The sequence below is a fragment of the uncultured Georgenia sp. genome, assembly GCF_937958535.1.
Taxonomy (GTDB): domain Bacteria; phylum Actinomycetota; class Actinomycetes; order Actinomycetales; family Actinomycetaceae; genus Oceanitalea.
In genome coordinates this window covers 1-10,603 of record NZ_CALGNQ010000188.1, presented here as the reverse complement: position 1 = coordinate 10,603, position 10,603 = coordinate 1, and the positions used below count along the sequence as shown (strand labels likewise).

The following is a 10,603-nucleotide window of genomic DNA, read 5'->3' as shown; positions in this document are numbered from 1 at the left end:
GCCCACGTCCCGAGCACGGCCTCCCGGCACCCACCGCGGCACCCGGCGTCCCCCCGGACCCGACCCGTCATCTGCGTGTCGAGCTCGACTTCGCCGACGGGTCGCAGCTGTGGTTCGTCGACCAGCGCACCTTCGGCCACCTCCTCGTCGCCGAGCTCGTCCCGACGGTGGACGGCGGCCCCGGCGGCCACGGCTCCCCGCTGCCGGCGCTGCCCGAGCCGGCCGCGCACATCGCCCGCGACCCGCTCGACCCGACGCTCGACCGCGCCGGCCTCGCCCGGCGGCTGCGCACGCGGCGTACCGAGGTCAAGCGGGCCCTGCTGGACCAGTCGCTCGTCTCCGGCATCGGCAACATCTACGCCGACGAGGCCCTCTGGCGTGCCCGGCTCCACCCGCGCCGCGCCACGGACAAGCTCACCCAGCGGGCCGCCGTCGACGTGCTCGCCGCCGCGGAGGACGTCATGCGCGAGGCGCTCGCCGCGGGCGGCACGTCCTTCGACGCGCTGTACGTCGACGTCGAGGGGGCCAGCGGCTGGTTCGCCCGCTCGCTCGACGCCTACGGCCGGGCCGGGGAGCCCTGCCGGCGCTGCGGCACGCTCATGCGCCGGGAGTCGTTCATGGGCCGCTCCTCGACGTTCTGCCCCACCTGCCAGCGCCCGCCACGCACACCGCGCCCGTAGCCGCCGCCACGGCTCAGCGCCGCAGGATGCGTCGGGCCAGCGCCCGTCGCACGGCGGTGAACGGCGGCTGCACCGCCGCCAGCGTGTCGGGGGAGAGCCGCTTGTGCACCACCGGCTTGGCGTGGCTGAACGTCCGGACCGACGCCTCCCCGTGGTAGGCGCCGAAGCCCGAGCCGCCGACGCCGCCGAAGGGCAACGTCGGCATGGACGCGTGGATGAGCGGGACGTCCAGCCCCACGGCCCCCGAGGACGTCTCCTCCACCAGCCGCCGCCGGGCCTCCTCGTCGGCCGTGAACGCGTAGAGCGCCAGGGGTTTCTCACCCGCCCGGACCTGCCGGACCGCGGCGTCGAGGTCGGTGACCGGGACGATCGGGAGCACCGGCCCGAAGATCTCCTCGGCCATGACCGGTGAGGACGGCGTGACGTCGGCGAGCACCGTGGGTGCGACGTACCGGGCCGCGACGTCCGCCTCACCGCCCACCACCACCCGGGCTCCCTGCGCCACCGACTCCTCCACGAGCCGGACCAGGCGGGCAGCGTGCTCACGGGTCACGATCCGCCCGAAGTCGCGGCTCGTCGCCGGGTCCGGGCCGTACATCCGGGCGATCTCGCGGGCCAGCAGCGGCTCGAGCGCCCGGGCGACGTCGGGCGGGGCGAGGACGTGGTCGGGGGCCACGCACGTCTGGCCGGCGTTGACGAGCTTGCCCCAGACGATCCGCCGAGCGGCGGCCGCCAGATCGGTGGTGCCGTCGACCCACACCGGCGACTTCCCGCCCAGCTCGAGCGTCACCGGCGTCAGGTGCCGCGCCGCGGCAGCCATGACGATCCGGCCCACCCGGGCGCCGCCGGTGTAGACGATGTGGTCGAAGCGCTCGCGGAGCAGCTCGGTGGTGCGCTCCGGGCCACCGGTGACGACCGTGACACCGGGCAGGTAGAGGGGCACGAGCCGCGCGACGGCGGCGGCGGTGGCCGGCGCCAGCTCCGAGGGCTTGAGCACCGCGGTGTTCCCCGCCGCCAGCACCCCGACGAGCGGGCCGAGGAGCAGGTACACCGGGTAGTTCCACGGCGCGATGACGAGCACCACACCGAGCGGCTCCAGGACGACCGACGCCCGCGCGGGGCGGTACTGCCACGGCACCGGCACGCGCCGGGGAGCCACCCACGACCGCAGGTGCCGGCGGACGTACCGGATCTCCTCGATCAGCACACCGAGCTCGGTGAGGTGGCTCTCCGTCGCCGACTTGCCCAGGTCGCTCGCCAGTGCCTCCTGCAGCTCCCGGGCGTTCTCCGTGACGAGCGCGGTGAGCCGGTCGAGCTGGGCGAGACGCCAGGAGAGGGGACGGGTCGCACCCGAGGCGACGTGGGCGCGGAGCGGGGGGACGACGGCGGACGGCCCGGCGGGGAGGTGGGTCACGCCACCGAGGCTACGACGGGGGCGCCCGCGGGCGGCACCCGCCGCCCGCGGGGCGCTAAGGTCGGAACGTGAGCACCGACAGTTCGACCGAACGGCACGACATCCGGGTGATGATCATCGACGACCACGAGGTGGTCCGTCGGGGCATCGCCGAGGTCGTCGACCGCGCCGAGGGGCTGACCGTCGTCGCCGAGGCGGGGTCCGTCGCCGAGACCCTCCGCCGCGCCACCCTCGTGCGGCCCGACATCCTCCTCGTCGACCTCCAGCTGCCGGACGGCACCGGGATCGACATCATCCGCACACTTGCGCAGGAGGTGCCCGAGGCCCGCTCGGTCGTCCTCACGTCCTTCGACGACGACGACGCGCTCGCCGAGGCGCTGGAGGTCGGGGCGCGTGCCTACCTGCTCAAGACGGTCCGCGGCGCGGAGATCGCCGACGTCATCAAGGCAGTGGCCGCCGGACGCACCCTGCTCGACGAGCGCACCGTCACCCGGCGGCGTGCCGACCACGACGACCCCACCGCCGACCTCACCCCCTCCGAGCGGCGCGTGCTCGACCTCATCGGCGACGGCCTGTCGAACCGGGAGATCGGGGAGCGGCTGGGGGTCGCGGAGAAGACGGTGAAGAACCACATCACCTCGCTGCTGTCGAAGATGGGCCTGCAGCGCCGCACCCAGGTGGCTGCCTGGGTTGCCGGCCAGCGCGCCAAGGGCTGGCGCAGCAGCTGAGCGACCAGGCGGGGTGCGAAGACGCCCTCCCGCCCCGCCCTGACGTCCGCCGGCGGGCTCAGACCCGCCGTGCGACGGCGAAGACCCGCCGGAACGGCAGGGTCGTGCCGTGCTCCTGGGCGGGGTAGGACGCGCGCAACCGGGCCTTGTACTCGGCGACGAAGTCGGCGCGCAGCTCCTCGGGCAGCGCCTGGAGCACCGGGCGGGCCCCCGTCCCGCTCACCCACTCCCACACCGGGTCCTTCCCGCCGAGGACGTGGTAGTACGTCGTCTCCCAGGTGTCGACGGCGCAGCCCAGCGACGTCAGCGCCGCCAGGTAGTCCGCGGGACCCGGCACGGTCGGGCGCCGGGCGGCAGGCCCCGTGTACGGGGCGAAGGGCTCGGCCGCCGCGAGCTCGCGGAGGATGGTGTGGCTCGGGGCGTCGTGGTTGCCGGGCACCTGGATGGCGAGCCAGCCGCCGGGGGAGAGCAGCCGCACGAGCGCCGGCAGCAGGGCGAGGTGGCCGGGCACCCACTGCAGGGCCGCGTTGCTCACGACGACGTCGCAGCTGAGCTCGCTGCGGTGGCTCACCCACTCGCGCAGGTCGGCCTGCTCGAAGCGGAGCCGTCCGCCCTCGGTCGACGTGCGGGCGTGGGGGAGGGCGCGGGCGAGCATCTCGGGGGAGGAGTCCACCCCGATGACCTCCGCCGTCGGCCAGCGGTCGAGCAGGGTGGCTGTGAGCTCACCGCTGCCGCAGCCGAGGTCGACGATGGTCCACGGGTCGGCGGCAGCGACGCGGTCGAGGAGGTCGTCGAAGGGTCGTGAGCGGTCGTCGGTGAACACCGCGTACTGCGTGGGGTCCCAGTGAGGCATGGGGGGCTCCGGTTATCTCGCCATCAAGATACTTGACGTCAAGATACAGGACGGCGGCCGGGACCGCTCGCCCTGCGATGCGGTGTTCGTCACTGAGGGCGTCTCGACGGCGAGCGAGGGGGTGGGCCCGCCGGCAGCGGGTCAGGTGAGCGGCACCTGCCCAGGAGAGGGTCAGGTGAGCGGCACCTGCCAGGACAGCAGCGCCCCCTCACCGGACTCGGTCCGGCCGAGGGAGAAGGTGCCGCCGTGGCGCCGGGCGCGCACCGCGAGGTTGTCCAGGCCCGAGCGACGGGTGGAGGTGCGGTCCACGCCCACGCCGTCGTCCTCGACCTCGACCGACACCCGGCCGGTCGGACCCGAGCCACGCAGCGTGACCCGCACCTGGACCGAGGAGGCCCGGGCGTGACGGGCGGCGTTGGCCAGCCCCTCCCGGACGACGGCGACGACGTCGTCGGCGATGTCGTCGTCGATCCGGGCGTCGAGCTGGGCCGCGGGGGACGGGCCTGTGGGCCGGGCCGACAGGTCGTCGCCGTCGCGCACGTCCTGGCCGTCGACCGAGATGACGAGGGAGGGGGCGAAGCTCAGCCCGGTGCGGGCCAGGGAGGTCTCGCGGCGCAGCCGCTCGACGAGGCCCACGGCCTCGTCCGGCTCACGCAGGGAGTGGACGATGGAGCGGATCTGCCGCACGCTCTCGTCCACGTTCGTCAGGGCGGCCTCCAGCAGGTCGGCGACCCACGCGGTGCCCGGGTCGGCCGCGGTGGCCTGGCGGGCACTCTCCAGTTGCATGCCGGTGGCGAAGAGCTGCTGGATGGCCAGGTCGTGCAGGTCGCGGGAGATGCGCTGACGCTCCTCCAGGAGGGCACGGACGTCTTCGGCGTGCCGGGCGGCCGCCAGCTCGAGCGCGACGGCGGCCTGCGCGGCCACGGCCTCGGCGACCTCGAGCTCGGCCGGCGTGAACTCGGCCCCGCCCTGGAGCCGCAGGAGGATGAGCACGCCCTTGCCGGTGCCCTGGACCATCATCGGGGCGTAGAGGGCCGGACCGTAGCGGGCGAGCTGGGGCACGCGCAGCGAGCGGGCACGGGACATCGAGTCGACGATCATCCCCACGCCGTTGGCGATGACCGTGCGGGCCCGTCCCTCCGGTGGGAACACCGCGCCGATGACGTCGGAGGCGCCGATGCCGTCGGCGATCTCGCACACCCACGTGTCCCCGACCGAGGGCAGGACGATGAGCGCGGCGTCCGCGCGCGCCACCTCCCGCACACGGTGGGCGATCAGCTCCAGCGCCTCCTCCTCCTCGGTGCCGGACAGGAGCTGGACGGTGATCTCCTGGCTCACGCGCACCCAGCGCTCGCGGTCCAGGGCATCGGCGTAGCGCTGGGCGTTGACCACCGCGACGGCGGCCGCGGAGGCGAGCTGCTCCATGGCCCGGGCGTCCTCCTCGGTGAAGCCGCCGGGCTTGTCGGCGAGGTAGAGCCGGCCGAAGACCTGCTCGCGGATCCGCACCGGGACACCGAGGAAGGACTCCATCGCGGGGTGGCCCTTGGGCCACCCGCCGAAGTCGGGGTGGTCGGCGATCGACTCCAGGAGGAGGTGCCCCTCGTTGGGGATGTGGGCGAAGACGCCGTGCCCGTGCGGGGCGTGCCCGAGGCGGCGGGCGTTCTCCTCGTTGACGCCGTGGTGGACGAAGTTCGCGGTCTCGCCGCGGTTGTCGAGCACGGCGAGTGCGGTGTACCGGGCACCGGTGAGGCTCGCCGCGCTGTCGACGAAGCCCTGGAGCACCGTGTCGAGGTCGAGGCTCGCGGTGAGCGCGATCGCCTCGCGGAGCAGCCTGGCGCGTGCCTCGGGGGTCGGCATCACGGTCCCTTCTCGCCTGGTCGTGCTCATCGCCGCTCCTGCTCCACCGCCCACCGGTAGGACGGCAGGGTCTGGCAGAGGTCGGCGTGAGTCCCTCTGGCGAGCACGGTAGCCGGTCCGTGGCCCCCCTCGCCGCCGTCGAGCACGACGACCTCGTCGGCTGCCGCGAGCGGGGCGAGGCGGTGGGTGACGAGGAGCACCCCACGGCCGCTGTCGCGGGTGGCGAGCAGGTCCCCGATGAGCCGGTCGGCGGTCGCCGGGTCGAGGTGCTCACCCGGCTCGTCGAGGAGCAGCAGCGGGGCCCGGCTCGCCAGTGCGCGGGCCAGGAGCAGGCGGCGCCGCTCCCCGCCGGAGATCGACGTCGCGTCCGGGTCGAGCATCGTGTGCACGCCGTCCGGGAGGCCGGCCAACCAGCCGCCCAGGCCGGCCCGGGTGAGGAGCTCGGCAGCCTCCTCCTCGTCGACGTCGCCTCGGGCGACCCGGAGGTTCTCCAGCACTGTGGTGGCGAAGACATGGGCGTCCTCCGCGGTGAGGACGACCCCGTCGCTCACCGTGCGGCGGTCGAGCGCCGAGACCGGCGTGCCGTCGAGCAGCACCTGGCCGCCGTGCGGCGGGATGAGCCCGGCGAGGGTGAGCAGGAGCGTGGTCTTGCCGATCCCGCTGGGGCCGACGACGGCGACGCTGCGCCCCGGCCGCAGCTCGAGGTCGATACCCGCGGCGACGACACCCCCACGGGGCCACCCCACGGCGAGGTCCCGCGCCTGCAGGACCGCCCCGCCGGCGGTGGGCGTGGTCATCTCGCCGGGCGAGGTCCGTGCCGGCGCGGGCTCGGCCTCCACCCCGGAGCCTGCCCCGTCGAGCAGCTCGGTCACGCGCACCGCGGCGCCCGCGGACCGGACGAGCTGGATCGCGGCGGGCCCCAGGAGGGCGGTGCCCTCGAAGGCGGCCAGCGGGGTGAGGACGACGACGGCGAGCTCGACCGCCTCCATCGTCCCGGCCACCGTGGCCTGGATGCCGAGCACGAGCGCCGCCAGCACGGCGACGCCGGTGGCGAGGTGGTCGATCCCGGCGGCCAGGGCGGCCGGGCGGGCGGCGGCGTCCTTGGCGCGGGCGAGCCGCCGCTCGGTGTCCGCCAGCGCGGCGCGGGCGTGGGGGAGACGGCCGGAGACCGTGAGCTCGGCGGCCCCCTCGACCATCGTCATGGCGCCCGCGGTGAGGTCGGTGCGCGCCTCCACCTGGGCCAGCTCGTCGAGGCGGGCGCCGCGCATGCTCAGCAGGGGGCCGACCACGCCGGCGAGCAGGAGGCAGGCGGCGAGCACGGCGCCGACACCCAGGTGCAGCCAGCCCACGAGGACCACCGTCCCGACCCCGACGACGGCGGCGACCACCGCGGGCAGCACCGCCCGGACGACGACGTCGCCCACGTCGTCGACGTCGGCCCCCGTGCGGGCGAGCACGTCGCCGCGGCGCAGCCCGGAGACGACGTCGGTGGGGGCGTCGGCGAGCGTGGTGTAGACACGCTCCCGCAGTGTGGCCATGCCGCGCAGGGCGACGTCGTGGGAGATGAGCCGCTCGACGTACCGCATGAGGCCACGGGCGATGCCGAAGGTCCGCACGGCCACGGCCGCCACCCCGAGCTCGAGCACGGGTGGCATCTGGGAGGCGCGGGCGATGAGCCAGGCGGCGGTGGCGGACAGCGCGACGGCACTGCCCAGGCCGAGGGACCCGGCGATGACGGCGAGCACGAAGCGGCGCCGGTCGAGGTCGAGCAGGCGCAGGGCCCGGCGCAGCGCGCGGCGCTCCTCCGCGGTGAGGGCGACGACGCGGGCCGGGCGGGCGGGAGCGGCCGAGCCGTCGGGGGCGGGCCGGCCGGCGGCGCGACGCGTGTCGGTCACTGCCTCGCGGGCTGCGCTGGTCGTGGCGCTCATACCGGTCCTCCTGCGAGGGGGGCGGGCTGCTGCTTCCCGTGTGGCAGCGGGGAGGCGTGGACCTCGACGACGTCGTCCGCCAGGGCGACCAGCCGGGGCCGGTGGGCGATGACGAGCACCGCCCGGCCGGAGTCGCGCAGCGCGGTGACGACGTCGAGCACGCGCTGCTCGGAGTCGGCGTCGAGGTGGGCGGAGGGCTCGTCGAGGACGACGAGCGGGGCGGGGTCGAGGAGCGCGCGGGTGAGGGCGACGCGCTGGCGCTGTCCGAGCGACAGCCCCGCACCGCCGTGGCCGATCGGGGTGTCCCAGCCGGCGGGGAGCGTGGCGAGCACCTCGTCCAGCCCGCTCGCGGCGGCGGCAGCCTCCTCCCGCGCACCGACCGTGCCCGGGCCGCCGAGCACCGCGTCGGCGATCGTCCCGGGCGTGAGGGCCGGCCGCTGCGGCACCCAGGTCACCTGCGCGTGCCACGACGCCGGGTCCACCTCGGCGAGGTCGACGGCACCGACCGGGATGGTGTCCGGTGTCGGGAACTGGGCTGTCGGTGGGTGCTGGGCTGTCGGTGGGAAGTGGGCTGTGGGTGGGACGTGCGCGGGCGTCCCGGCCGGGACGAGGAGCACCTGGCCGGAGGTGGGGCGCAGGAGGCCGAGGGCGACCATCGCCGTCGTCGTCTTCCCGCCGCCCGACGGCCCGACGAGGGCGGTGACCCGGCCCGGACGCACATACGCGCAGAGCCCGGCGGGTGCGAGGACGTCCCGGCCGGGGGCCTCGACCGCGACGTCCTGCAGGACGAGTCCGCCGAACGCCGGCGCGGGGCGGCAGCCGGTGGACGGCAGCGGTCGCTCGAGCACGGCGAAGGCCTGCTCGGCGGCGGCCAGGCCGTCGGCGGAGTTGTGGAACTGGGTGCCCACCTCGCGGATGGGGCGGTAGGCCTCGGGCGCGAGCATGAGGACGGCGAGCCCGGTGGTGAGGTCGACGTCGCCGTAGACGAGCCGCATGCCGATGGTCACCGCGACGAGCGCGACGGCGATGGAGGCGAGGAACTCCAGCACCGCGCCGGAGAGGAAGGCGACCTTCAGGGTGCTCATCGTCGTCCGCGTGTAGGCCTGGCCCAGCGCCCGCACCCGCCGGCCCGGCCCGCGCTCGCGGCCCAGCGCCTTGAGCGTGGTGAGCCCGGCGAGGAGGTCGAGCAGCTGGGCGCCCAGGCGCTGCATGGCGGCGAGCTTGTCCGTCGCGAACCGCTGGGTGAGCACCCCGATGAGCCACATGAACACCGGGATGAGCGGGATGGTGACGGCGACGATCGCCGCCGAGCCGAGGTCGTGCCCGGCGATGACGGCGACCGTGGCGGGGGTGAGCGTCGCCGCCAGGAGCAGCTGGGGCAGGTAGCGCACGAAGTAGGGCTCGAGGTCGTCCAGCCCGCGGGTGACGAGGGTGACGAGCTCACTCGGCTCGCTCAGCCCGCGCGGGCCGAGGGCGACGGCGTGGTCGAGCACCCCGGCGCGCAGCTCGGCGACGACGTCGACGGCGGCGCGGTGGGCCAGCGACTCCTGCAGGGTCGTCACGAGCACCCGCGCCGCCGCGACGGCGACGAACCAGCCGATGAGGGGCGCCGCGTGCGCCCAGCCCGCCGTGCCGTCGATCACCGGGGCGATGGCCCGGGAGATGAGGACGGCCTGCGCGACCACCAGCCCGGCGGAGGCGATGCCGAAGCCGGTGGTCAGCGCGATGTAGCGGCGGGCCGAGCGCGCGTGGCGCAGGAGCCGCGGGTCGAGCGGCTTCACCGACCCGAGCCCTGCCCGGTCGTCTCCAGCGGGCGCTCCTCGGTGGGGTGCAGTCCCTCGTGGCCCACGATGTCACCGGCCCACACCCGCTTGCGGAACACCCAGTAGGTCCAGCCCTGGTAGGCGAGCACGATCGGCACGAAGATCAGCGCGACGACGCTCATCACGGTCAGCGTGGACTCGGTGGCCGCGGCGTCGGCGATGGACAGCGAGGCCGCGGGGTCGAGCCGCGAGGGCATGACGTAGGGGTACATCGAGCTGAAGATGAACGCCACCGCCCCGACGATGCCGACGGTGTGCAGGGCGAAGGCCCAGCCCTCGCGGGCCAGCCGGGTCGCGACGACGACACCGACCAGGCTGAGCGCGGCGACCACCGCCGGGATGAGGGAGAAGGTGTTGCCCGAGTAGGACACCTGCGCCCACACCACCCACACCAGGGAGACCGCCCCGGAGCCGATGGCGAGCCGGTGGGCCAGCCGCACGGCGCGGATGTGGATGGGGCCGGCGGTCTTCAGCGCCACGAAGATCGCCCCGTGGGTGAGGAACAGGCCGAGGGTGACCAGGCCGCCGAGGAGGGTGAAGGGGGTGATGAGGGAGAGCAGCCCGCCGGTGAGCTGGTGGTTGCCGTCCACCAGCTCGATGTCCATTCCCTGGACCAGGTTGGCGAAGGCCACGCCCCACAGGATGGAGGGCACCCAGGCGCCGAAGGCATGCGCCCAGTCCCAGCGGTCACGCCACCGCTGGCTGTCGATCTTGGAACGCCACTCGATGGCGCAGATCCGCACGATGAGCGCGAGCAGGATGACGAACAGCGGCAGGTACATCCCGGAGAACATCGTGGCGTACCACTCCGGGAAGGCGGCGAAGGTCGCGCCGCCGGCGGTGAGGAGCCACACCTCGTTGCCGTCCCAGACCGGGCCGATGGTGCGCAGCATGACCCGGCGCTCCCGCTCGTCCCGGGCGAAGGTGCGCAGCAGCATCCCGACGCCGAAGTCGAAGCCCTCGAGCACGAGGTAGCCGGTCCACAGGACGGCGATGAGCAGGAACCACAGCAGTGACAGGTCCACGGTCTAACTCCTCAGTACGCGAAGGACAGGGTGGGCTCGGGCTCGGGTTCGACGTCCTTCGCCTCCGGTCGCTCGATGGGCTCCACACCCTCCCGGACGTAGCGGCGGATGAGCCGGTACCAGACGATGCCGAGTGCCAGGTAGAGCAGGGTGAACACGACGAGGGACAGGAGCACTGTCCCGGGCTCGACGACGGTCGAGACGCCGTCCACGGTGAGGAGCATGACCTGGTCCACCGGGTTGGCGGGGTTGGGGTGCACCACCCACGGCTGGCGGCCCATCTCGGTGAAGATCC

General features: G+C 74.8%; 9 protein-coding genes. 2 read left to right on the top strand and 7 right to left on the bottom strand.

Features of this window, described 5'->3' with window-relative positions:
* On the top strand, positions 1-680 hold a 680-nt coding region (locus tag Q0195_RS09910), incomplete at its 5' end, for a zinc finger domain-containing protein (protein ID WP_299277746.1).
* Between the two features lie 13 nt (positions 681-693).
* Here the strand turns inward: Q0195_RS09910 and Q0195_RS09905 are convergent.
* Positions 694-2,094, bottom strand: a complete 1,401-nt coding sequence (locus tag Q0195_RS09905) for an aldehyde dehydrogenase family protein (RefSeq protein ID WP_299277743.1) — start codon at positions 2,092-2,094, stop codon at positions 694-696.
* A 110-nt stretch (positions 2,095-2,204) separates the two neighbouring features.
* Here Q0195_RS09905 and Q0195_RS09900 point away from each other — a divergent pair, with 110 nt between their 5' ends.
* The gene (locus tag Q0195_RS09900) at positions 2,205-2,822 is read left to right on the top strand and encodes a response regulator transcription factor (protein WP_299277748.1); all 618 of its coding nucleotides are present in this window, start codon (positions 2,205-2,207) and stop codon (positions 2,820-2,822) included.
* Positions 2,823-2,880: 58 nt separating this feature from the next.
* Here Q0195_RS09900 and Q0195_RS09895 read toward each other — a convergent pair whose 3' ends face one another.
* From Q0195_RS09895 to Q0195_RS09870, 6 genes are all read right to left on the bottom strand, one after another.
* Complete coding sequence (locus tag Q0195_RS09895; RefSeq protein WP_299277741.1) at positions 2,881-3,675, bottom strand: methyltransferase domain-containing protein; 795 nt, start codon at positions 3,673-3,675, stop codon at positions 2,881-2,883.
* Between the two features lie 171 nt (positions 3,676-3,846).
* On the bottom strand, positions 3,847-5,562 hold the full coding sequence (locus Q0195_RS09890; RefSeq protein WP_299277739.1) for a GAF domain-containing protein: 1,716 nt from the start codon (positions 5,560-5,562) through the stop codon (positions 3,847-3,849).
* On the bottom strand, positions 5,559-7,460 hold the full coding sequence (gene cydC / locus Q0195_RS09885) for a thiol reductant ABC exporter subunit CydC (protein WP_299277737.1): 1,902 nt from the start codon (positions 7,458-7,460) through the stop codon (positions 5,559-5,561). The genes Q0195_RS09890 and cydC overlap by 4 nt, the downstream gene beginning before the upstream one ends.
* The gene (gene cydD / locus Q0195_RS09880) at positions 7,457-9,241 is read right to left on the bottom strand and encodes a thiol reductant ABC exporter subunit CydD (RefSeq protein WP_299277734.1); all 1,785 of its coding nucleotides are present in this window, start codon (positions 9,239-9,241) and stop codon (positions 7,457-7,459) included. The genes cydC and cydD overlap by 4 nt, the downstream gene beginning before the upstream one ends.
* Positions 9,238-10,308 carry a cytochrome d ubiquinol oxidase subunit II gene (gene cydB / locus Q0195_RS09875; protein WP_299277733.1) on the bottom strand — a complete coding sequence of 357 codons (1,071 nt, stop codon included), beginning with the start codon at positions 10,306-10,308 and terminating at the stop codon, positions 9,238-9,240. The genes cydD and cydB overlap by 4 nt, the downstream gene beginning before the upstream one ends.
* Before the next feature lie 11 nt (positions 10,309-10,319).
* Positions 10,320-10,603: cytochrome ubiquinol oxidase subunit I (locus Q0195_RS09870; RefSeq protein ID WP_299277730.1), on the bottom strand; the 284-nt coding region annotated here is incomplete at its 5' end.

What these genes read in the sequence shown, in the direction of transcription:
- Q0195_RS09900 (WP_299277748.1), top strand. Translation starts at nt 2,205, where the DNA reads ATGATCATCGACGACCACGAGGTGGTCCGTCGGGGCATCGCCGAGGTC.
- Q0195_RS09895 (WP_299277741.1), bottom strand. Translation starts at nt 3,675, where the DNA reads ATGCCTCACTGGGACCCCACGCAGTACGCGGTGTTCACCGACGACCGC.
- Q0195_RS09890 (WP_299277739.1), bottom strand. Translation starts at nt 5,562, where the DNA reads ATGAGCACGACCAGGCGAGAAGGGACCGTGATGCCGACCCCCGAGGCA.
- cydC (WP_299277737.1), bottom strand. Translation starts at nt 7,460, where the DNA reads ATGAGCGCCACGACCAGCGCAGCCCGCGAGGCAGTGACCGACACGCGT.